This window comes from Microbacterium stercoris (assembly GCF_017592545.1).
Taxonomy (GTDB): domain Bacteria; phylum Actinomycetota; class Actinomycetes; order Actinomycetales; family Microbacteriaceae; genus Microbacterium; species Microbacterium stercoris.
In genome coordinates, this window is the sequence record NZ_JAGFOA010000003.1 from 328973 (window position 1) to 348502 (window position 19530).

The window sequence follows — 19530 nt, forward strand, 5'->3', positions numbered from 1 at the left end:
GGAGGTCGCCGTGCCCGAGATCGGATACCAGGCAGACGCCGGACTCGTCGGGTGGGGCGGCCTAGTCGCGGAGACGCACGAGACGAATCCCGACCTCCTGTGGCCGCAGTCGATCGACGTGTTCGACCGGATGCGCCGCGAGGACCCGCAGGTGAAGTCCGTGCTCCGCGCCGTGACGCTGCCGATCATGCGCACCGAGTGGGTGATCGACGGGGCCGGATGCCGACCCGAGGTCGTCGCGCACATCGCGGCGGATCTGGGCCTGCCCATCAAGGGCCAGGCGTTCACCGCACCGCTGCGCTCCAAGGGCCGGTTCTCCTGGCGGGAGTTCCTGCGCCTCGCGCTTCTGGAACTCGTCTACGGCCACTCGTTCTTCGAGCAGGTGTACGACCAGACCGCCGGGCGCGCGCACCTGCGCAAGCTCGCGTGGCGGCCGCCCCGCACGATCGCCGAGGTCGACGTCGCAAAGGATGGCGGGCTCGTCGCGATCAAGCAGCGAGGCACGGGCGGATCCCGCGACGTGCGGATCCCCGTCGACCGACTGGTCGCGTTCGTCAACGAGCGCGAGGGCGCGAACTGGCTCGGCGAGTCCCTGCTGCGTTCGGCCTACAAGATGTGGCTCCTCAAGGACCGCGTGCTGCGCATCCAGGCCCTCACCGCCGAGCGCAACGGCCTCGGCATGCCCGTCTACACGGGCGCCGAGCTGCCCGAGAACATCGAGGGCGAGGAGCGGGAGGCGTGGCTCAAGTCGGAGAAGGACGCCGGCCTCGAGCTGACGAAGAACTTCCGCGCCGGGGAGGCAGCCGGAGCGTCGATTCCCCCGAAGGCGAAGCTCGAGCTGATCGGCGTCACCGGCAAGCTGCCCGACACCGACGCCCCGATCCGGTACTACGACGAGCAGATCGCGCGCGCGGTCCTCGCGCACTTCCTCAACCTCGGCACCGAGACCGGGTCGTGGGCGCTGGGATCGACGTTCGCGAACTTCTTCACCGACTCGCTGAACGCGGTGGCGCAGCACATCGAGGAGACGGTCAACCAGCACGTCATCGAGGACCTCGTCGATCTGAACTGGGGACCGAACGAGCCGGCCCCGCGCCTGGTGGCCACTCCCATCGGTGAGCAGCAGCAGATCACCGCCGAGGCGATCAAGGCGCTCATCGACTCCGGCGCCCTCACCAAGGATCCCGGCCTCGAGGCGCACCTGCGCACGAAGTACGGGCTCCCCGTCCTGGCCGCCGAGCTGGCGTCCAAGGGCGTGCCCGTCGAGGAGGCGCGGGAGATCGCGCGGTTCGCGGCCGAGACGGCGCAGAAGGTCTACCTCGCGACCGACAAGCCCCCGCTGACTCAGGAGGAGGCCCGTGAGCTGATCAGGCTCGCGGGCGCCGAGCTGACAGGCGAAGGACCGGACATCAGCCGCATCCCATCGAGCCAGCCTGAGGAGGCCGCATGACCCGCAACGAAACGTGGCCGAACCGCTTCTGGGGCAGCCGCGACGTCCCCAAGACCAAGCGCGAGTTCTTCGACGCCGTCGTCGCGCCGCCGCCCTCGGGCGACGCCCCCGAGGTCGCCACGATCCGGCTCTACGGCCCGATCGACTCCTGGGGCGGCTTCTGGGGCATCTCCGCGAAGGACGTCGGCGGCGTGCTCGACGCGCTCCCCGAGTCGGTCTCGCACATCATCCTGCGGATCAACTCGCCGGGCGGGCACGTGTTCGAGGGCATCTCGATCATGAACCTGCTCGGCGCACACCGCGCGAAGGTCACCGCGGTCGTCGACGGCCTCGCCGCCTCCGCCGCCTCGGTGATCGCCGCCGGTGCCGACGAGACCGTGATGTCTCCCGGCACGCAGATGATGATCCACTGCACCTCCACCATCGTCTGGGGCAACGCCGCCGACATGCGCAAGGAAGCCGCGGTGCTCGAAGGCCTCGACCGCTCGCTCGCGGAGATCTACACGGCCAAGGCCGGAGAGAAGGACTGGGCCGCGCTGCTGGAAGCCGAGACCTGGCTCACCGCCGCGGACGCGGTCGCCGAAGGCCTCGCCGATCGCGTGGCCGTGATCCCCGACGCCGGAGAGACCGAGACCGTCGGCGACGAGGACGACCTGCTGGTCGTGCCCGACGAAGACGAGCCCGAAGACATGGCCGCAGCGCGCGTAATTCGCTTCGCGGCGCGGGCTACCCGCACGGCGGCAAAGGCCGCCACCAAGCTCCCGAGCTCGACCGAGCCGGGCGACCCCAACCGAAAGGAGAGCGCTGTGGCTTACAGCGATCTGACGGCTGGCCTCCGCGAGCGGCTCGGTGTGACCGATGCCGACGCCTCGGACGAGACGCTGCTCGCAGCCCTCGACCAGGTGCTCGAGGAGCAGGCCGAGAACCCCGCGGCCCCGGCCGCATCCATCCCCGAGGGCGCGGTCGTCATGGACGCCGCCGCCCTCGCCGAGCTGCGCGAGAACGCGGCCCTCGGTGCGCAGGCCCGCCGCGAGCAGGAGAGCACCCGCCGCGACAACATCGTGGACGCCGCGCTCGCCGAGGGCCGCATCGCGGCCAGCTCGCGCGAGAGCTGGCGTGCCCAGCTCGACAAGGACGAGGAGGGCATCACCGCCCTGCTGCAGTCCTTCCCGAAGAACGCCGTGCCGGTGGCTGAGATCGGCCACTCCGACACGGTCACCAGCGCCGACGACGCTCTGTACGGCAGCGTCTACGGCTCGACCGAGAAGGAGGCCTGATCATGGCGACCAGCTACCTGCCGCTGTTCCGTCCCGGCGACACCGTCACCTTCGGCGTGAGCTCGGCGGTCACTGCCGGCCAGGCCGTCGAGGTCGGCACCGTCGACATGTCGGTGGCGCCCGCCGCCGCCGGGTCCGCGAAGTACGTCGGCGTCGCCGGCCACGACGCGGCCGTCGGTGACAAGGTCACCGTCGAGATCGGCAAGCCCATCCACGAGCTGAAGGCCTCGGGTGCCATCACCCGCGGCCAGAAGCTCGAGACCGCCGCCGCAGGCGCCGTGCGCACGCTCGCCGCCGGGACTGCGGTCTTCCTCGCCCTTACGTCCGCCGCCGATGGTGCGCTTGTGCGCGCTATCCAGCTCTGAGAAAGGAGAGCAAGATGCAGACCTACCCGCTGACCCCGAGCCAGCAGGCCAGCACCACCGCGGCCGATGTGATCGCGTTCCTGAAGTCGCCGACGCTCGTCGCCCGCCGCTTCGCGGAGATCCTGCAGGCCCAGCAGTTCCTCGGCCTGTACCTGCTGCAGGGCCGGTACACGATTACGGGCGGCGCGATCGGCGTGCCGATCAACGAGGTCATCCGCGCCCAGCGTGGTGCCGAGATCGTCGCCCCCGGCGGTGAGTACAAGCTCACGCCCATGTCGCAGGAGGAGTACGAGTTCTACTCCGCCGTGAAGGAGGGTCTCGCCACCGAGATCACCGACGAGCAGGTCGGTCGGCTCCTGCGTCAGCCGGTCGACGACGCGTTCACGTTCCTGCAGACCGAGCTGGTCTTCTCCGCGAACGAGGCCGCGCTCGGCGCGGTCGCCTCGTCGGTGACGAACACGCTCGCCGCAGGCGCCGCGTGGACCACGGGCAAGCAGATCTACAAGGACGCCCTGCGAGTCAAGGCGGCCGTGCGTCGCCAGAAGCTCGGCTACGACGTCGACGTGGTCGTGCTGCCCAGCGAGCAGTACGCCGAGGTCATCCCCGAGCTGCTCGACATCCTCCCGAAGGACAGCGGCCAGGCGCTCACCGACGGCTTCCCCACCGTGGGCGGCCTGACGTGGATCCCCGACGACGGCGACGACATCGCCGACCCGCTGTTCGTGGACCGCCGTCGCCTCGGCGGCATCGCCCGCGAGCAGATCCCCTCGCCGGAGTACCGCGCCATCGGCGGCGACACCGGCGTCGAGATCGCGAGCATCCGCGAGCCGAAGGCGGACAAGACCCGCCTGCAGGCGCGCAACGTGCACGTGCCGATCGTCACGAACCCGCTCGCCGGGTTCTACCTGACCGGGACGGAGGCCCCGTGATGAGCACCCAGCACATCGTGAGCGCCGCCGCGGCGAAGGTCTCGATCGGTGCCGCCGGCGGCAACCGCATCGGCGTCATGCTGCGCCGGGGCGACATCGTCCCGCAGGGCGTCGCCGAGGAGCAGCTCGAGCGCCTGGTCGGCCGCGGCCTGATCGAAGCCGTCGAGGTCGAGGAGCCCTCCGCCGCGGAGACCGCCCCGACGCAGGAGACCGTCGAGATCCCCGAGGGCGACCCCTCCGAGGAGTGGACGGCCAAGCAGCTCGACGCGTACGCCGCCGCGAAGGGCATCGACCTGGGCAGCGGCAAGAACAAGGCCGAGAAGCTCGCGGCGATCGCCGCGGCTTCGGCCTGACAGAGAAAGGGGGCGGTGCCGTGATCACGCACGACAAGGTCGGCGCGGATGAGGATCTCGCTCGCGAGGTGCTCATCATCGCTCGCGACATCGCCCCCTGCCTCGACTCGTTCCCCGACGAGTCGGAGCAGCAGAAGGACGCCCTGGCGATCCTGCGCCGCGTCTACAAGGACATCACCGCGCGCGGCTCCCGGTTCATCAAGGGCCAGAGCATCGGCCCCGCCCGCGTCGAGTACACCGACCTCGGGTCGGCGTTCGACGGCCAGCCCCGCCGCGCCCTGCGGGCCCTGTGCGGGTCGGCCGCGTCCGCAGGTGCACCGGTGGGATCGTTCCCGACGGAGCGCCCGATCGCGCGCCTGTGGCCGGAGCGGTACTGATGGACTTCCCATTCGGCCACAAGGTGTATCGGTTGCGTGCTCGGCCGAAGACCGACCCGTACTCGGGGGAGCAGGTGCCGGGCGACTGGTCCGCGCCCGAGGAGTTGCCGATCGAGGGCGCGTTCGTCGCGCAGACCTCGACGTCGATGCTCGGCGACGCGACCCGCGAGCAGGCGCTCGAATCGAAGTCGCTGTACTGCGACGGCGCGCTCGATATCCGAAAGGGCGACCGGATCCGCGACGGCGAGGACGGCGCCCCGATCTACAGCATCGACGGCATCCCTCCGGCGGCGGACACGAACCCCTGGACGGGATGGACGCCGCCGAGGGAGATCCCGCTGACCCGCGGGGTCGGCTGAGCAAGGAGGCCCGCCATGGCCCGCAGCGGCGACACCGATGTCGAGTTCAATCCGCGCTTCTTCGAGACCGTGCTGCGCCAGCCGAAGGTCGAGCAGCTCACCGACGCTGCGGCCGAGCGCGCGCTGTCGAACATGAAGGCCAACGCCCCGGTCGACACCGCCGAGTACCGCGACGGGCTGCACATCGAGCACCGTGAGTCCCGGTTCCGGCGCGTCACGCGCGTCGTCGGCGACGACGAGAAAACGCTGCTGATCGAGTCCAAGCAGGGCGTGATGGCCCGCGGCCTGAAGGCGGCGAAGGGATGAGGGTCACGCCCCCGGATCTCGAGCTGTGGCTGACAGGGTACGTGAGAGCGCTCGCGGCCGGCGAAGGCCTGGTGGTCGACGTCTCGAACAAGGAGCCGCCGACCCTTTCGCTGCCGCTGAAGCGGCCGCTGATCGTGATCCGTGACGACTCCGGACCGCGTCTCTCCCACGTCACCTTCGACCGGTCGATCGGCGCATCCGTGCTCGCCGGGTCGAAGCAGGACGACAAGCCCGCGAACGACCTCGCCCGATGGCTGGCGGCGGTGCTGTTCGACCTCGACCTGCCGCTCGCGGATAACTCGCCGATCGCGGCGGTCGACCCGAGCGGGTGCAACGGCCCGTATGCCGTTGACGAAGAACTCGACGTGGCACGCCGATACCTCACGGCGCAGTACGTCGCGGCCGGCTCCTGGTGAGCCACCCCACAACCCACAAGCCCGCATCGCGGGAGAAGGAGGTACCGCTGTGGTAGCGGACAGCCAGGGGAACGACCTCACCGCGGTCGGCGTCCCCATCACCGGTATGGCGGCGTTCGCGCCGCTCGAGACCGCGAACGTGATCGCGAAGAACGCGCTGGGTGCGAGCCCGCTCGTGCTTCCGACCGCGGCGAAGCGCCTCGGCCTGTACAAGGTCGACGGCGGCCCGGCCCCCTCGCGCGAGAGCGGCGACGCGATCGAGTTCTTCCAGAAGGGCTACACGCTCGCCGGCGACGGCACGCGCGCGGTGGCGATCACGCTCGCCGAGCAGAACGCCGCGGTGCAGTCGCTCATCGAGGGAGCCACCCCCGACGCGAACGGCGTCATCGAGGTGTCCTCGAGCCTGCCCGACAACCGCTTCATCCTGTACGTCGTCACCCGCTACCGGAACGGCATGGAGAAGCGCCAGGAGGGCGTCGCCGCGGTCACGGCCGTCGAGCCCGACCAGCAGACCCGCGGCGAGGTTGAGGGCGCGGCGGTGACGTTCACCTGGCAGGAGGACGAGCTGTTCAACGGCGCCCCCTTCTGGCAGTGGGGTCCCGCGATCCCCGGTGCCGTCGAGGAGCCCGCGGGCTGACACAGACCGGCTGGCCGGGACGCTATCGGGTCGCCCCGGCCAGCCCCATAACCCGAACCCGAGAATCCCGATTGGAGGGCCACCATGGCCGCACGCAACACCACTCCCAAGCCCAACGCGGACGCCGCGCCCGAGTACGACTTCGACTCCTGGTCGGCGGAGGACGAGGCGAAGGCGATCGAGGCGCTCAAGCCCGACATCCGCCACATCATCGTCGAGGGCGACTTCATCGGCCGCTTCACCAACGGCCAGACGGTCCGGCTTCCGCTGAACCTCAGCGTCGACCAGATCGACGACCTCGCAGCCGAGTCCGACAACCCTGTCGACCAGCTCAAGAAGCTGCTCACCGACATCGCCGGCGCGGAGGCCGCGGCGGACTTCACCCGCCGCAACCTCACCGAGACCATGGCGATGGCCGCCCGGTTCTTCAACGTCTTCGAGCGCATCGCGAAGGCATCACTCCCGGAATGATGTCCGTCGCCCGGATCATCAAGGACAGGCCCCGCACCGTCGCACGCACTCTCCGGGAGACATACGGTGTGGGGCTGTCCGATCTGGGCGGCGCGCTCACGTGGGGAGAGGCCAAGCTCCTCCTCGAGGAGGCCGCATCCGACCCGTCCACGGCGCTTGGGGCCGAGCTCGCGAACTGGGCCTACCCGGCATCCCTCCCGGACCTGCTGGCGCTGATCGCGCAGATCGGGAACGAGAAGGCCGCGCGCAAGGTCATGCCCTGGGCGATGCCGTCGCCAAAGGCCAACGGATCCGGCGCGACCTCTGACGAGGTCGCCGCCGCGGTCGCGGATCTCGAGAGCGGGATCGTGTTCTCCACCTAGGAGGTGTCATGTCGTCCGAGGTTGGCTCCGGTCACGTCAGCATCTTCCCGGTGCTGACGGGCTTCAAGTCCCGCGTCACGCGGGAGACGAAGGCCGCGGGAGCTGCGGGCGCGAAGACCTTCGAGGGCGGCTTCCAGGGCGCCGGCGCTCGCGCGGGCCGCGCGCTCGGCAAGGACATGAAGGCCACGCTGGCCAGCGCCGCCGGAGACCTGGGCGCCGCCGAGACGAGGAAGCTCACCGCCTCGGTGGCCTCCGCCTCTGCCGCCCTGGCGAAGGCGCGGCTGAAGCAGCAGGACGACGCCGGCCGCGTGCGGGTGGCTGAGACCCGCCTCGCCGAGGCGATCGAGAAGTCCGGCGCGGGCTCTTCCCTGGCGGTTGCCGCGGAGGAGCGCCTCGCGGCCGTGCGTCGCGTGCACGCTGGATCCACCGAGGCCGCCGCGGACGCGACCGAGCGCCTGCGGGCCGCGCAGGAGGGTCTGCGCCGCGTGCAGCTCGGCGTGGACGAGACGGCCGCCAGCTCGAGCCGGAACCTGCGGGCACTGGCAGGGAGCCTCCGCGACGGATGGCGCGACGCCACGGCCGCACGCTCGGCGTTCTCTGGAGCTGCGGGTTCGATCGGCGGCATCCTTCGTGCGACCGCCGACATCACCGGCCTGACCAGGCTCGGTCGCCTCGCGCGACTGCAGGCGCAGCAGGCGGCCACCGCTTTCACGTCCCTGGCCACGATGGTCGGCGGGCGCCTCGCCTCCGCGTGGAACGCCTCGGCTCGATGGGTCTCGGGCGTCGGGGCGACCGTCCGCGGTGCGTTCGCTCCGATCGGACAGTACGCCCTGGCGGCGGGGACGCTCATGGCCTCCCCGTTCGTCAACCTGGGTCGTCGCGTCGGCACGTGGATGTCGCCGCTCACCTCGCAGGTGTCGGCCGCGTTCCGGACGATGACCGCGGCAGCCGGCCCGGCCGCCTCTCGGCTCGTGTCGAGCTTCGGTGCGGGGCTCGCCCGGATCGGATCGACGGCGTCTTCCGCGTTCCGGTCGGTCGTCACGTCGGCATCCCACGCCGGAGCGGCCGCGGGGCGGGCGCTCGGCGCAAGCGTCCAGGCGATCGGGACCGGTGCGGTCACCGTCGCGGCCGCCGGGATCGGCATCGCGTTCGCGAAGGGCTTCGGTCGTCTCACGGCGATCGACACGGCCCGCGCGAAGCTGACCGGTCTGGGCAACGACGCGAGCACCGTCCAGGCGATCATGGGCGATGCCCTCGCTTCGGTGCGGGGAACCTCCTTCGGGCTCGGTGAAGCCGCGACGGTGGCCGCGGCCGCTGTCGCCGCGAACATCAAGCCGGGCGAGGAGCTGCAGGGTCACCTGAAGCGGATCGCGAACAACGCCTCCGCGGCGGGCCTCTCCATGGAGGAGATGGGCTCGATCTTCAACCGAGCCGCCACCCAGGCCAACGGTGTCCAGAACGACGTCATCGCGCAGCTCGCCGACCGCGGGATCCCCATCTACCAGGCACTCGCCAAGCAGATGGGCGTCACCGCCGGCGAAGTGTTCAAGATGGCCTCCGAGGGCAAGGTCGACTTCGAGACCTTCTCGAAGGCCGCCGAGGCTGCCGCCGGCACCGTCGCCGCCGAGATGGGCAAGACCGTTCCGGGCGCGGCGAAGAACTTCTTCGCCGCGATGGGGCGCATCGGTGCGAACGCGCTCGAGGGCATCTACGGCAAGATCGGGCCGCTCCTCCAGGCGGCCACCAGCGCCCTCGGTCCGATCGAGGAGCGGGCGAAGGCGTTCGGCGGCGTGCTGCTGAACACGATCGGTCCCGCTCTGGACTGGCTCACCAACCTGTTCAACTCGATCGGCTCCGGGGCAGGGCTCGCCGGAAGTGGGCTGGAAGGCCTCACGGGCGTTCTCGCGCCGCTTGCCGGCGTCCTCGTCGCCGTCGGCGCGGGCGGACTTGGCGGTCTGCTCAGCCGCATCCCGCTGCTCACCACGATGCTCCCCGGTCTGACCGGGGCGCTGGGGATCCTGGGCGGGCCGCTCGGGATCGTCGCGGCCGGGCTCGCGGGCTTCGCCCTGTCCGGGGGCGACGCGGGGGCCATCGTCCAGACCCTCACTGGCGTGATCGGTCAGGTCGTCGCGGCTCTGCCAGGACTCGTCCAGCAGTTCGCGACGTTCGTCCCGCAGGTAGTGGCCTCGATCCTCTCGCAGGTGCCGGATCTGCTGGGAGCGGCTACGCAGATCGTCACGGCGCTGGTGTCCGGCATCGTCACGGCGTTGCCTGCTCTCGCCTCGGGCGCGGTGCAGATGGTCACCGGGCTGGTCACTGCGCTGGTGAGCATGCTGCCGTCGATCATCGACGGCGGGATGCAGCTGTTCATGGGCCTGATCCAGGCCCTGATCACGGTGCTCCCGGTGGTGGTGGGCGCCCTGTTGGGCGCGCTGCCGCAGATCGTGACGGCGCTCGTCAGCATGCTGCCGGTGCTGCTGACGGCCGCGATCGGCCTGTTCATGCAGCTGGTGCTCGCCTTGGTGCAGGTGCTCCCGCAACTGCTCACGACCCTCGTGGGCATGCTGCCGGAGATCCTCACGACGCTGATCGGGATGATCCCGGCCTTGCTCGGCACGGTCATCAACCTGTTCCTGCAGCTCGTGCTCGGTCTGCTGACGGTGCTCCCGCAGCTGCTCGTCGCGATCGTGGGGATGCTGCCGCAGATCATCTCGACGCTGATCGGGCTGGTCCCGACGCTGCTGACCGCGGCGGTCGAGCTGTTCAAGGCGCTGGTCCTGGCGATCCCGGAGATCATCCCTCAGCTCGTGCAGACGCTCAGCGACATGGGCCCGGAGATGGTCAACGCGATCATCGCCCTCGGGCCGGCGCTGCTGCAGGCGGGTAAGGACATCATCCAGTCGTTCATCGACGGCATCGGGTCGATGTTCTCCGCCGTTGGCGACGCGGTCGGTGGGGTCATGGACTTCGTCGGCGGGTTCTTCCCGCACTCGCCCGCCAAGCGCGGCCCGTTCTCGGGCAGCGGATGGCGCGCGGTGCGCACCGGTGGCGAGGCGCTCGCCGAGCAGTTCGGTGCGGGCTTCGATGATCCGCCGGACTTCGGGGACGCGCTGGTGCGTATGGCGAGCACCGCGTCGGCTCGGGCGCAGAAGGCGGTGGGGTCGGTGACCGCCACGGTCACCGCGCCTGCCGAGGCGCGCCGCGGTGGGCCCGCGGGCACCGCCGCGGCCGATCCGGCGAGCGGGCCGCAGGGGCCGCTAGTGCAGATCGACGCGCACGGTGCGGACGCGACGGAGATCGGGCAGGTCGCAGGCCACACGGTCGCCGACCTGCTGAACGCGAGAGGACAGTAACCGATGACGCTGCTCCGGCTGCTCTCCAACGAGCTCGACATCCGGCAGTCTCCGCAGGGGGAGAGCCGGGTCGAAGGGCTGTACGTGCGGCGCGACGCGTTCGACGGGTGGGACGACGGTGTCGCGATGCGATCCGACACCGTCGCCCGCCCGCAGGCGCACGGCGACTTCGACATGCCCGGATTCCTGGCCGGGCGGCTGATGCCGTTCAGCGGGTGGGCGATCGCCGAGCGTCCGGCATCGCTCGAGATGCTGCGGGATCGTTTCATCGGTCACGGAGCCGACGGCGCCAAGTTCCGGGTCACCGTGATCCGCAACGGCCGCGAGCTGTGGGCGGATGCGCGCCTCGCAGCCGGTCAGGTCCCCACGTTCAAGGACGTAGGCACCGGGCGCCGTGCGGCATGGAAGACGGCCTGGTGGTTCCCTGACCCGCGCAAATACGGGCACCTGCACACCTTCGGGCCAGCGGCCACGGTGCAGGCCTTCCACGAGGGCAACTTCCCTGCGCTCTCCGAGCTCGTCGTCACCGGTTCCGCCGCCGGCGGCTACACGATCACCGGTCCGGGCGGTCGGGAGATTGTCATCTCGCGGCCGCTCGTCAGCGGCACGCCGCACCGATTTGAGATGCGCACCGGTCGGCTGTACGTGGGCGGATCACGCGTGATCGGCGGGGTGGCCCGGGCGGAGCTGTTCACGATCCCTTCGGGGCTACCCGCGACGGAGATCAGCGTTTCGGCGGGGCTGCTGACCGTCGAGGTACACGACACCTACATCTGAGGAGGCGACGGCAATGGCGGAGGGCCCGTGGTCGTGCGTCATCTGGGATGCGCAGTCCGGCGACCGGCTGGAAGAGGTAGAGGCGTCTGCGGGATCGTGGCAGCGGGGGAGTGTGACACAGCAGACGCACTCCTTCCCGCTGAAATCGCTCGGCCTCTCGCGCTCAGACGCGCACGATCTGTTCGGGAAGGATCGGCCCCGCGATCGCGTGCTCGCGCATTGCTGGAACGGCGTGCCGGTCTACCACGGGCTGATCATCGACTCGAAGTACCACAAGACGACCGGGATGCTCGAGGTCATCCACAACGACGTCCGCGAGCTCGCGGCGGCGCGGTGGCTGTACGGCATCGGCGGGTATTTCCCGGCGCTGCGTTTCCACTGGACCGGGCTGTCCTGGCGGGGCATGGCTTCGAGGGTCGCGCGCATCATCTTCACCGACCCGATCTCCGCGGCCTGGCCGCTGCCGGTCACGATCCCCGCTGACGAGGCGGGATCCGAGGAGATGGACATCTGGGCGTGGCAGTTCCGCTCGGGCGAGTCCCTTCTCAAGGAGATCGAGGAGATGCCGGACGGTCCGGACCTCGACTTCCACCCGCGGGTGACGGGGACGCAGTTCGGGTGGGATCTGCGCATCGGCGCACCGACCCTGTCGGGCCCCACGTTCGAGGTGCCGATGCACGCCCCCGAGTCCCCGCTGACCGATGTCGTCGTGCACACGATCGGCGAGAAGTACACCGGAGTCTTCGGCATCGGTGAGGGCGAGGAGCGAGACCTGAAGGTCGGTGGCGCGGCCGCGTCCGTTTCCGCTGGCCTCGCGCGCGACACGAAGCTCACCGTGAAGTCCGGCAACAAGTCGGTGATCGACAACCGCTCGAGCGCCTACCTGAACTCGCGGCTCACCACGACCGACCAGTGGTCCTTCAACGTGAAGACCACGGCGGTTGACCCCGACGGAGGAATCGACCCGGCGCAGCTGCGCCTCGGCTCGATCATCCGCGTCGAGGAGCGCGACGACGTCTGGATCGACGACGGGTGGACCGAGCACCGCGTGCTCGGATTCTCCGGATCGCTCGACGACCCGCACACGATCAAGCTGACCTTGGAGACGATCTGATGGTTTCCCGCCCTCGCCCTGACCGACCTGAGGACGCGATCTGGCGGATCCTCGAACGTCTCGACCGGCTCGAAACCGCCGCGAACCTGCGCTCCGCGTCGGTGCACGACGGGCAGACCCGCTTCGTTGGCAACGAGTCGATCCTCGTCCAGGGCTCCGGCAAGGTCGAGGGCTGGTGGATCGTCACCGGCACGCAGCGCGTCACCGGGCGCCTCGAAGGATCCGGCACTCTCGACTGGACCGGACCCTGGGCGCTTTCCGGCGACGGAGATATCACCGGCAGCGTCGACATCACCGGCATCCTCCGGCTGCTATCCGACCTCAACGTCGAAGGCGGCGGCGAGATCAACGTCGGCGGGATCAAGCTGACCCCGCTCGGCGGAGGCCGCATCCAGGTCGGCGGCGATGGCGGCATCATCATCGACTCCGCATCGAAGTCGATCACGATCCCGGGCACGAACCCGATCACGATCAAGACCGAGGGTGGGGTCGCGAAGATCGACCTCGGCGTCGCCGACGTCATCTCTAACGGCGATCAGGCGGGGATCGTCGCGGGCAACTATTGGGTGGGCGCCGAGAACGGGTCAGCATTCGTCGGGCAGAGCGGCGGCAGCATGTTCGTCGTGATCGGCGGTCAGCCCAAGGTGCGGGGAACGCTCGCGCCAGGGTCCGGCGTGGGCGCCGTCACGGCTCTGGGAGTCGACGAGGCGGACAACCTGGTCCGCATGACCTCGCCCGTCTAGCCAGCGAGGACTTCGACGAGCGAACCGTCAGCCGCGAGCGTGCACGTGAAGGTGTAGTCGCGGGTCGTGCTCCCACCGGGGCCGCCCTTTGCGGCTGAGCCGTCGAGCTTCCACGTGACGATGAGTCCGCCGTCGGCGCTCTGCTCGGTCGCCCAGTCGGTCTCCCGCTCGGCGGGGTACTCGGCGTTCTGCCACTTCGAGGCCACGTAGTCCCGGCACGTCTCCTGGTCGGGAGTGACAGACGGAGCCGAGCCCGCCGCGGGCGTCGGCTCGGACGCTTCCGGAGTCGCGCTCTCAGTCGGCGTGGGCGTCGGCGTCTGCGCTCCCGCCGAGTTGGTCGTCTCGGCCGGGGCCGGCTGGCTCATGGCGTACGCCGCGCCTCCGCCGACCGCCGCGAGGGCGAGGACGCCGACGAGCGCGGCGGTGGTGCTGGACTTCATGACTGCTCCCTGGGGGTGGAGTGGGCGTAGCGGGTGTGTGCGGCCTGGCGAGTGAGGCCGAGGATGTCGCCGATCTGCTGCCAGGTGAGACCCATGCTGCGGGCGTCGTGCACGCGGTTCGCAAGGTCGGCGTCGACGAGCTTCGCGAAGGCGGCGTAGCTCGCCAGGACGGCTGCGGCGCTGGCGTCCATGTCGTCGGTGCGGAGGGCTGCTGCCCCATCGATGATGTGCTGTTCTGCGCTCATGCTGTCAAATCTATTTGACAGATACGGCTTTGTCAAGAACTTTTGACAACTAGAGAGAGGGTCCGCATGGCGACCTACACCTACCTCGGCACCCTGACCGATGTTGGCGTGCACGGGCTCGCCGACTTCATGCCGCGTCTGACCGTGCGCCCCGAGGTCGAGGCCTGGGGGCCGGACGGACTGGTGACGGACCAGCGCGTGGTCGTCCCCGTCACAGGGACCACGTTCTCGATGGAGCTGATTCCGTCGAGCGAGCTCGTCGGAACGAACGGCAAGGTCGGCGTGCAGTACATCCTCGAGGTCGTCCTCTACGGCGAGACGGCCAGCGGCGGCCGCTGGCGCGTCTGGCAGAACGAGTGGCGGTTCTCCGCACTCCCTGGAGGCGGTGCCATCACGCGCATGGGTGACGTGCCCGCGCTGGGCTTCTACGTCGGCCCGAACTGGCCGGCGACCCCGCTACCCGGGGCGTACTACGACCCATCGAGCGGGGACCTCGGCTACTACGCGATCGGAGTCAACTAATGGCGCTTCCCTGGTACGTGATCTGGCTCGCCAACCTCAGGGGGCCGAAGGGCGACAAGGGCGACCCGGGCTCGTTCGGCTTTCTGACGGGGGAGTATGTCGGCTGGGATGAGCCCTTCCATGCGGAGATGCTCGGCCCGGCATCGAACCGCGGCGCGCACATCCGCCTCCCCATGCCGCTGCCGAGCCCCGAGACCGTAAACAACGACGATGCCACCGAGGCGCTCGTGCTGAGCCCGACGAAGACGGGCGCGGCCGTGGCGGCAAGGGCCGCGGCGGTGGCGCGAGAGACACCGAACTACGCCAACGAGGCGACCGCGGGCAACCTGCGCGGGGTGATCTCAAAGCTCGAGCGCGGCGTGTCGAATGTGACGCTGTTGTGGATCACGGACTCGCTCGGGTCGGGGCTCAACAAGCCGCCGCACCTGAACTGCCTGTGGCTCGCTGACCAGTTCCCCGCGTACACCGTGCAGTACGTGTTCTGGGACGAGGTCTCCGAGATCGCTTACCAGGACCCGGTGACGGTGCAGACGGGCACGGGCCCCTACGTGCTGCGCGTGTACATCGCGTGCCGGTCCGGGGGCGTGCCGGAGTACGTGCTGGGTGGGCGCTATGCCGCGGCGATCGCGGCTGTGAGCCCGGATGCTGTGATCGTGCTGCAAGGTCACAACACAGGCGGCCCGCTCGAGACGGTCGACGCGCAGGCCCTGCAGCGGAACAAGTGGCTCGCGGTGACCGAGTCCGTCACAGCGACTCATCCGCTCGCGGGTGTCGTCCTGTTCTCGCAGAACCCGTCGCTCATAGTCGGTCGGGAGACATGGCAGGCGCACAAGGCGCAGGTCGTCGAGGCCGTGGCCGGCCTCCGCGGGTACGGGTTCATCGACGCGCACCAGGCGTTCACCGACACGCCGGACTGGCAGACGGTACTCATGACGCCCGCGACGGATCGCACGCATCCGAATGCCGCTGGCTACGCGTTGATGGGTGACCTCATCAACGCGGCGATGGCGTCGGCGCGCGGCGCCACGGCGACGCGCCTCGAACCGTCCGCGCTGCTCCGCTCCGCGAAGAACTACGTGGTTAACGCGGACTTCTCCGCGTGGACGGGGGCGAGCCCGGACAACTGGACGCCGACGAACGCGACCACGTCGAAGGACGTCGCCTCGTACGAGACCGGCGCGCACGCGATGAAGATCACCGGCACCGCTGTTTCGGGTGCCGCTCAGGTCTTCCAGATGCTCGGGGCGGCGAAGACGAAGGAGCTGCGCGGCTCGTACGTGACCCTCGCCGTACGGCTCACCCAGCCCGTCTCGAACGACCAGCAGGCAGCGGCAGGCATTTTCCAGATCGGAGCAGGCCAGGCCCGCACGGACGTGCACGCCACGTCGCGCGGTGGCTACCAGTGGGTCCTCGCGACTATGCGCATCGCGGAAGCTGCGACGGACATCTACATCCGCCTGTACTCACGCCTCGCGGGAACCGCGGGGGTGGAAGCATCCGTCGATCGTGTCTACCTCGTCAAGGGTGTCCTGCCGCTCGCCGGTTCCTGAACCACCGTCCGAAAGGAAATCCCCATCAGGATGACCCGCGAAGAGTTCTTGGCCTGGCAGCGCCAGTTCGCCTCCGCTGGGCGGTGGGGCCGCATCGAGTCGGGCGAGCTCGTCGTCGTCGCGTGCGGGTGTGGCGAGTCAGGGTGCGAGGGCTGGGCCGTCGTGACGCCGGCTGATGCCGCGGGATGGGATCCCGAGGTGGGCAGAGTGACCGACTGGGACGCGTATGACGCGGCGCTGGAAGAGGGGTGAAGCCGCGCAGTGCGCCCCGCTCAAGCCCCTCGAGTGCGTGCGCTGGATCGCTCGCCGCGACGCGGGCCTGCTCCAGCGGCTCGCCGAATACTGAACACCAGTCGGGAGGCCATCTACGGGTGGCCTCCCGACCTTCTGCAAGCCGTCCTCTTGGGCGGCTTTCGTCATGAGAGGGGGCCGTCATGGCCACGCAGCAGGAACGCGAAGCCGAGGTGCTGTCGCTGATGAAGCAGGCGAAGGATCCGAGCAACCCGTACGACGGCAGCGACGCGATGTCGCGGCCCGAGGGCGACCGAGGGGAGGAGGACTGATGGGCATCATATCCGGGGCGTGGTGGACGTCCGATCACTCGCCCCGCACCCGCAAGGTCGGCGGCGTCGTCCTCCACCACGCGGCCATGGTCAAGCAGCCCGGCATCCTGGTGCGCGCCGCGCTGCGCCTCTTCCGCGCCCTCGCGAACCTCCTCGGGCTGATGCAGCCCGGCGGCCGCCAGGTGTCGGCGCACGTCGGCATCGAGGACGGCCAGGTCGTGCAGGCGGTTCCGTTCGATCGGCGCGCGTGGTCGCTCGCTGACGCCTACTGGGACAGCTGGGCGGTCACGGCCGAGTGCATCAACTCGAGCGCGAACGGCTGGACCCTGTCGGCCGCGACGCACGAGTCGATCGCGCAGTACGTCGCCGAGATGGCGCGCCGCTTCGGCTTCTACCCGCACCGCAACGGCAACCCGAAGACGTGGACCGTGATCGGTCACCGCGAGGTGTACACGATCCACGGCGGCTCCTACGCGACGGCCTGCCCGGGCGGCATGGACCTGAACTGGATCACGAAGCGCGCACAGCAGATCCTCGGCGGCAAGGTCCCGGCGCCCGCGGCGCTGCCCGCCGCCGAGAAGCCGACGTGGGCCGGGTACCCGATCGAGGACATCCAGAAGCTTCTCGGCAAGCACGGCTTCCCGACCGAGGTCGACGAGATCTACGGGCCCGACACCACGCGCCAGGTGCGCGTCCTGCAGGAGGCATACGGCCTCGAGCCGGACGGCGACGTCGGGCCCGACACCTGGAAGGTGCTCAATGGCCCGGTGAAGACGAAGACGCCGAGCAAGCCCAAGCCGACGAGCTCGAAGGCGCCGGCGTTCCCCCTCCCCGAGGGCTGGTACTTCGGGCCCAAGGAGGGACCGATCCAGTCGGTCTCCGGCTACTACGGTCACCGGGCCGAGCTGAAGCAGTTCATGGCGCAGATGGAGCGGCGCGGCTGGGACTTCTCCGAGCACGGCATCGACGGCCTGTACGGCGACGAGCTGCGCGGCAACGTCATCGCGTTCCAGGAAGAGAAGGGGCTGACCGTCGACGGCTTGATCGGGCCCGAGACCTGGGCGGCCGCCTGGGAAGCGCCGGTCACGTGAGGGTGCTCGGCTGGCTCGCCGCGGCCACGGCGGTCGCCGTGGCGCTGACCGTGATCGCCTTCTCGGCCGTCTACCTGTGGGCGGTCGTGCAGCTCGGGATCGCGGTCGTCTTCCTGATCGGAGGTGCAGCCTCATGAGCGTAGAGCGCATCCGCGAGCACGCCGAGGAGGGCCTCAGCGGCGGAGCTGTCTGCGCGGGCCTGATGTACAAGTACCTCGGCCTCGCCGCGTACGGCGCCTGGGCGATGATCGTCGAGATCCCGACGTTCACGATCGTTGCGGGAGCATCCTTCGCCTTCGCATGGGCGGCCGCCGTCACCGCTCTCGCGTTGCTCGCGGCGGCCGCCGTCGCACGCACGTGGACGACCGGTCGGTATCGGTTCGAGCAGCTGGCGACCTGGCTGCTGATCATGGTGTTCCTCGGGTACAGCGGCGCGCTGCTCGGGCGCGGCGGCGGGGCCGCGCCCCTCGCTGCCATCCCAGCCATCTTGGTCGGCTTCCCGGCGATCCGTGTCTTCTCGCTCGCCCGTCGCCGGAAGGGGTCGCAGGATGCCGCTGGTTGACATCGCCTCGACACTGGCCGACGACGTGCCGAGCGTGCCGGGCGCGGTGTGGATCCTCGGCTCGACTCTGGTGACTGCGCTGCTGCTGTGGGTCGGCAGCTTCATCGCGAAGAAGACTCGCGAGCCGATCGACTACTCGACCGTCCTGACGCAGCTGGACAAGCTGACGAAGGCGGTCTACGGCGACCCGGAGAAGGACGAGCCGGGGCTGCTGTCTCGAGTGGCGAAGGCAGAACGCCGCGCCGACGCCGCCGGGCGCATCGTCAAGGCGACCGCCCAGCAGTGGCCGAAGAACGTCCCGCCCCCGCGCCTCAACCCGTCGGACATCGAGGAGCTCGAGGTCGACACGCTGCCGCCGCACTGGATCCGGGAGCGGGCGTCATGACGCCCCGCGTCTCGGCCGGTGAGGGCGACCGCTGGTTGTTCTGGTGCCCGGGGTGCGACCACGCCCACGTGATAACGGTGCCGCCGTGGACGTTCGACGGCGATCGCGAGCGGCCGACCGTCAGCCCGTCGGTCCTCGTCCAGGGCGTCCAGTGGGCCGCCGAGCACCCGTTCTACGACACGGCGCACGCCGGCGTCCCGGAGGGCGGCGCGATCATCTGCCACTCGTTCGTGCGCGACGGGCGGATCGAGTACCTCAACGACAGCACGCACGCACTCGCTGGCCAAACCGTCGACCTGCCGGACTGGCCGCCCCGATTCGAGGAGGAAGCATGACCATCACCACCCGCCTGGCGGACATCGCCTGGTGGCGCGCGGCTCTATGGCGCGCGCTCTACACGGCCGTCACCATCGCCGTACCCTACTTCGGCGGGTCGCTGCTCGCCGAGATCCCGTGGGCGGCTCTCGCCCTCGCGGCGGGCTTCGGCTTCGTCTCGTCTATGGTCACCTCGCTGGCAGGCCTCCCGGAGGCGGTCGGCACCGACCTGCCGTGGTGGCTGGCCGCGGTGGAGCGCGTCGTGAAGACGTTCTTCCAGGCCCTCGGCGGCGGCCTCACGGGCGCCGTTCTCCTGACCGACGTCGACTGGGCGTTCGTGCTGCAGTCGGCGCTCATCGCCGCCGGCCTGTCCCTTCTGCGCCTGGTCCTCGCAACCCTGCCGCAGGACCCCACCAAGGGCACGCCTCCTACGCGCACCGTGAACCAGACGATCGTGCTGCCCGACTCGGCGAATCCGACCGAGGTCGCAGAGCTCGTGGCGAGCATCACCGCGGACAGCACCCGATCGCCGCGCTAGTAACTCGACTGAAAGAACCGCCCTCCCTGG

At 70.0% G+C, this 19530-nt stretch carries 28 protein-coding genes; 26 read left to right on the forward strand and 2 right to left on the reverse strand.

Features of this window, described 5'->3' with window-relative positions:
* Positions 1-10: 10 nt before the first annotated feature.
* The 16 genes from J5V96_RS09375 (at position 11) to J5V96_RS09450 (ending at position 13289) form a co-directional block, all read left to right on the forward strand.
* Entirely contained in the window at positions 11-1450 is a 1440-nt protein-coding gene (locus tag J5V96_RS09375) for a phage portal protein family protein (RefSeq protein WP_208503099.1), read from the forward strand.
* Positions 1447-2727: a head maturation protease, ClpP-related gene (locus tag J5V96_RS09380; protein ID WP_208503101.1), complete on the forward strand. Its 1281-nt coding sequence runs from the start codon at positions 1447-1449 to the stop codon at positions 2725-2727. The genes J5V96_RS09375 and J5V96_RS09380 overlap by 4 nt, the downstream gene beginning before the upstream one ends.
* A 2-nt stretch (positions 2728-2729) precedes the next feature.
* Entirely contained in the window at positions 2730-3092 is a 363-nt protein-coding gene (locus J5V96_RS09385; RefSeq protein ID WP_208503103.1) for a capsid cement protein, read from the forward strand.
* Between the two features lie 14 nt (positions 3093-3106).
* On the forward strand, positions 3107-4021 hold the full coding sequence (locus tag J5V96_RS09390) for a phage major capsid protein (RefSeq protein WP_208503105.1): 915 nt from the start codon (positions 3107-3109) through the stop codon (positions 4019-4021).
* Entirely contained in the window at positions 4021-4374 is a 354-nt protein-coding gene (locus J5V96_RS09395) for a hypothetical protein (RefSeq protein ID WP_208503107.1), read from the forward strand. The genes J5V96_RS09390 and J5V96_RS09395 overlap by 1 nt, the downstream gene beginning before the upstream one ends.
* Positions 4375-4394: 20 nt before the next feature.
* Positions 4395-4751 carry a hypothetical protein gene (locus J5V96_RS09400; RefSeq protein ID WP_208503109.1) on the forward strand — a complete coding sequence of 119 codons (357 nt, stop codon included), beginning with the start codon at positions 4395-4397 and terminating at the stop codon, positions 4749-4751.
* Entirely contained in the window at positions 4751-5110 is a 360-nt protein-coding gene (locus tag J5V96_RS09405) for a hypothetical protein (RefSeq protein WP_208503112.1), read from the forward strand. Before J5V96_RS09400 ends, J5V96_RS09405 begins: the two co-directional genes overlap by 1 nt.
* A gap of 15 nt (positions 5111-5125) precedes the next feature.
* On the forward strand, positions 5126-5416 hold the full coding sequence (locus tag J5V96_RS09410; RefSeq protein WP_208503114.1) for an HK97 gp10 family phage protein: 291 nt from the start codon (positions 5126-5128) through the stop codon (positions 5414-5416).
* Entirely contained in the window at positions 5413-5832 is a 420-nt protein-coding gene (locus tag J5V96_RS09415) for a hypothetical protein (RefSeq protein WP_208503116.1), read from the forward strand. The genes J5V96_RS09410 and J5V96_RS09415 overlap by 4 nt, the downstream gene beginning before the upstream one ends.
* A 49-nt stretch (positions 5833-5881) precedes the next feature.
* Positions 5882-6469 carry a hypothetical protein gene (locus J5V96_RS09420; protein WP_208503118.1) on the forward strand — a complete coding sequence of 196 codons (588 nt, stop codon included), beginning with the start codon at positions 5882-5884 and terminating at the stop codon, positions 6467-6469.
* A gap of 84 nt (positions 6470-6553) precedes the next feature.
* Positions 6554-6940 carry a hypothetical protein gene (locus tag J5V96_RS09425; RefSeq protein WP_208503120.1) on the forward strand — a complete coding sequence of 129 codons (387 nt, stop codon included), beginning with the start codon at positions 6554-6556 and terminating at the stop codon, positions 6938-6940.
* Positions 6937-7302: a hypothetical protein gene (locus J5V96_RS09430; RefSeq protein ID WP_236014677.1), complete on the forward strand. Its 366-nt coding sequence runs from the start codon at positions 6937-6939 to the stop codon at positions 7300-7302. The genes J5V96_RS09425 and J5V96_RS09430 overlap by 4 nt, the downstream gene beginning before the upstream one ends.
* A gap of 8 nt (positions 7303-7310) precedes the next feature.
* Entirely contained in the window at positions 7311-10655 is a 3345-nt protein-coding gene (locus J5V96_RS09435) for a phage tail protein (protein WP_208503122.1), read from the forward strand.
* A gap of 3 nt (positions 10656-10658) precedes the next feature.
* The gene (locus J5V96_RS09440; RefSeq protein ID WP_208503124.1) at positions 10659-11432 is read left to right on the forward strand and encodes a hypothetical protein; all 774 of its coding nucleotides are present in this window, start codon (positions 10659-10661) and stop codon (positions 11430-11432) included.
* A gap of 112 nt (positions 11433-11544) precedes the next feature.
* A complete protein-coding gene (locus J5V96_RS09445; RefSeq protein ID WP_208503126.1) occupies positions 11545-12546 on the forward strand; it encodes a hypothetical protein in 1002 nt (333 codons plus the stop codon).
* Entirely contained in the window at positions 12546-13289 is a 744-nt protein-coding gene (locus J5V96_RS09450) for a hypothetical protein (protein WP_208503128.1), read from the forward strand. The genes J5V96_RS09445 and J5V96_RS09450 overlap by 1 nt, the downstream gene beginning before the upstream one ends.
* Here J5V96_RS09450 and J5V96_RS09455 read toward each other — a convergent pair.
* Both J5V96_RS09455 and J5V96_RS09460 read right to left on the reverse strand, forming a co-directional pair.
* Positions 13286-13729 carry a hypothetical protein gene (locus J5V96_RS09455; protein WP_208503130.1) on the reverse strand — a complete coding sequence of 148 codons (444 nt, stop codon included), beginning with the start codon at positions 13727-13729 and terminating at the stop codon, positions 13286-13288. The two genes, J5V96_RS09450 and J5V96_RS09455, sit on opposite strands and share 4 nt — an antisense overlap.
* The gene (locus J5V96_RS09460; RefSeq protein ID WP_208503132.1) at positions 13726-13974 is read right to left on the reverse strand and encodes a hypothetical protein; all 249 of its coding nucleotides are present in this window, start codon (positions 13972-13974) and stop codon (positions 13726-13728) included. The genes J5V96_RS09455 and J5V96_RS09460 overlap by 4 nt, the downstream gene beginning before the upstream one ends.
* Positions 13975-14040: 66 nt before the next feature.
* Between J5V96_RS09460 and J5V96_RS09465 the strand changes: the two genes are divergently transcribed.
* The 10 genes from J5V96_RS09465 to J5V96_RS09505 all read left to right on the forward strand — a co-directional run bounded on the left by J5V96_RS09465 (position 14041) and on the right by J5V96_RS09505 (position 19500).
* On the forward strand, positions 14041-14496 hold the full coding sequence (locus tag J5V96_RS09465) for a hypothetical protein (protein ID WP_208503134.1): 456 nt from the start codon (positions 14041-14043) through the stop codon (positions 14494-14496).
* On the forward strand, positions 14496-16046 hold the full coding sequence (locus J5V96_RS09470) for an SGNH/GDSL hydrolase family protein (RefSeq protein WP_208503137.1): 1551 nt from the start codon (positions 14496-14498) through the stop codon (positions 16044-16046). The genes J5V96_RS09465 and J5V96_RS09470 overlap by 1 nt, the downstream gene beginning before the upstream one ends.
* A 30-nt stretch (positions 16047-16076) precedes the next feature.
* Complete coding sequence (locus J5V96_RS09475) at positions 16077-16298, forward strand: hypothetical protein (protein WP_208503139.1); 222 nt, start codon at positions 16077-16079, stop codon at positions 16296-16298.
* Between the two features lie 182 nt (positions 16299-16480).
* On the forward strand, positions 16481-16609 hold the full coding sequence (locus tag J5V96_RS17265) for a hypothetical protein (RefSeq protein WP_268927545.1): 129 nt from the start codon (positions 16481-16483) through the stop codon (positions 16607-16609).
* Entirely contained in the window at positions 16609-17700 is a 1092-nt protein-coding gene (locus J5V96_RS09480) for a peptidoglycan recognition protein family protein (RefSeq protein WP_208503141.1), read from the forward strand. The genes J5V96_RS17265 and J5V96_RS09480 overlap by 1 nt, the downstream gene beginning before the upstream one ends.
* A complete protein-coding gene (locus tag J5V96_RS09485; RefSeq protein ID WP_208503143.1) occupies positions 17697-17837 on the forward strand; it encodes a hypothetical protein in 141 nt (46 codons plus the stop codon). The genes J5V96_RS09480 and J5V96_RS09485 overlap by 4 nt, the downstream gene beginning before the upstream one ends.
* Complete coding sequence (locus tag J5V96_RS09490; protein ID WP_208503145.1) at positions 17834-18262, forward strand: hypothetical protein; 429 nt, start codon at positions 17834-17836, stop codon at positions 18260-18262. The genes J5V96_RS09485 and J5V96_RS09490 overlap by 4 nt, the downstream gene beginning before the upstream one ends.
* On the forward strand, positions 18249-18647 hold the full coding sequence (locus J5V96_RS09495; RefSeq protein ID WP_208503147.1) for a hypothetical protein: 399 nt from the start codon (positions 18249-18251) through the stop codon (positions 18645-18647). Before J5V96_RS09490 ends, J5V96_RS09495 begins: the two co-directional genes overlap by 14 nt.
* Positions 18644-18982 (forward strand): ubiquitination-like system serine protease family protein, encoded by a 339-nt coding sequence (locus J5V96_RS09500; protein WP_208503149.1) that lies wholly within the window; start codon positions 18644-18646, stop codon positions 18980-18982. The genes J5V96_RS09495 and J5V96_RS09500 overlap by 4 nt, the downstream gene beginning before the upstream one ends.
* Complete coding sequence (locus J5V96_RS09505) at positions 18979-19500, forward strand: holin (RefSeq protein WP_208503151.1); 522 nt, start codon at positions 18979-18981, stop codon at positions 19498-19500. The genes J5V96_RS09500 and J5V96_RS09505 overlap by 4 nt, the downstream gene beginning before the upstream one ends.
* Positions 19501-19530 lie beyond the last annotated feature (30 nt).

What these genes read in the sequence shown, in the direction of transcription:
- J5V96_RS09380 (WP_208503101.1), top strand. Translation starts at nt 1,447, where the DNA reads ATGACCCGCAACGAAACGTGGCCGAACCGCTTCTGGGGCAGCCGCGAC.
- J5V96_RS09385 (WP_208503103.1), top strand. Translation starts at nt 2,730, where the DNA reads ATGGCGACCAGCTACCTGCCGCTGTTCCGTCCCGGCGACACCGTCACC.
- J5V96_RS09390 (WP_208503105.1), top strand. Translation starts at nt 3,107, where the DNA reads ATGCAGACCTACCCGCTGACCCCGAGCCAGCAGGCCAGCACCACCGCG.
- J5V96_RS09395 (WP_208503107.1), top strand. Translation starts at nt 4,021, where the DNA reads ATGAGCACCCAGCACATCGTGAGCGCCGCCGCGGCGAAGGTCTCGATC.
- J5V96_RS09405 (WP_208503112.1), top strand. Translation starts at nt 4,751, where the DNA reads ATGGACTTCCCATTCGGCCACAAGGTGTATCGGTTGCGTGCTCGGCCG.
- J5V96_RS09410 (WP_208503114.1), top strand. Translation starts at nt 5,126, where the DNA reads ATGGCCCGCAGCGGCGACACCGATGTCGAGTTCAATCCGCGCTTCTTC.
- J5V96_RS09415 (WP_208503116.1), top strand. Translation starts at nt 5,413, where the DNA reads ATGAGGGTCACGCCCCCGGATCTCGAGCTGTGGCTGACAGGGTACGTG.
- J5V96_RS09425 (WP_208503120.1), top strand. Translation starts at nt 6,554, where the DNA reads ATGGCCGCACGCAACACCACTCCCAAGCCCAACGCGGACGCCGCGCCC.
- J5V96_RS09430 (WP_236014677.1), top strand. Translation starts at nt 6,937, where the DNA reads ATGATGTCCGTCGCCCGGATCATCAAGGACAGGCCCCGCACCGTCGCA.
- J5V96_RS09435 (WP_208503122.1), top strand. Translation starts at nt 7,311, where the DNA reads ATGTCGTCCGAGGTTGGCTCCGGTCACGTCAGCATCTTCCCGGTGCTG.
- J5V96_RS09440 (WP_208503124.1), top strand. Translation starts at nt 10,659, where the DNA reads ATGACGCTGCTCCGGCTGCTCTCCAACGAGCTCGACATCCGGCAGTCT.
- J5V96_RS09450 (WP_208503128.1), top strand. Translation starts at nt 12,546, where the DNA reads ATGGTTTCCCGCCCTCGCCCTGACCGACCTGAGGACGCGATCTGGCGG.
- J5V96_RS09455 (WP_208503130.1), bottom strand. Translation starts at nt 13,729, where the DNA reads ATGAAGTCCAGCACCACCGCCGCGCTCGTCGGCGTCCTCGCCCTCGCG.
- J5V96_RS09460 (WP_208503132.1), bottom strand. Translation starts at nt 13,974, where the DNA reads ATGAGCGCAGAACAGCACATCATCGATGGGGCAGCAGCCCTCCGCACC.
- J5V96_RS09465 (WP_208503134.1), top strand. Translation starts at nt 14,041, where the DNA reads ATGGCGACCTACACCTACCTCGGCACCCTGACCGATGTTGGCGTGCAC.
- J5V96_RS09470 (WP_208503137.1), top strand. Translation starts at nt 14,496, where the DNA reads ATGGCGCTTCCCTGGTACGTGATCTGGCTCGCCAACCTCAGGGGGCCG.
- J5V96_RS09475 (WP_208503139.1), top strand. Translation starts at nt 16,077, where the DNA reads ATGACCCGCGAAGAGTTCTTGGCCTGGCAGCGCCAGTTCGCCTCCGCT.
- J5V96_RS17265 (WP_268927545.1), top strand. Translation starts at nt 16,481, where the DNA reads ATGGCCACGCAGCAGGAACGCGAAGCCGAGGTGCTGTCGCTGATGAAG.
- J5V96_RS09480 (WP_208503141.1), top strand. Translation starts at nt 16,609, where the DNA reads ATGGGCATCATATCCGGGGCGTGGTGGACGTCCGATCACTCGCCCCGC.
- J5V96_RS09490 (WP_208503145.1), top strand. Translation starts at nt 17,834, where the DNA reads ATGAGCGTAGAGCGCATCCGCGAGCACGCCGAGGAGGGCCTCAGCGGC.
- J5V96_RS09495 (WP_208503147.1), top strand. Translation starts at nt 18,249, where the DNA reads ATGCCGCTGGTTGACATCGCCTCGACACTGGCCGACGACGTGCCGAGC.
- J5V96_RS09500 (WP_208503149.1), top strand. Translation starts at nt 18,644, where the DNA reads ATGACGCCCCGCGTCTCGGCCGGTGAGGGCGACCGCTGGTTGTTCTGG.
- J5V96_RS09505 (WP_208503151.1), top strand. Translation starts at nt 18,979, where the DNA reads ATGACCATCACCACCCGCCTGGCGGACATCGCCTGGTGGCGCGCGGCT.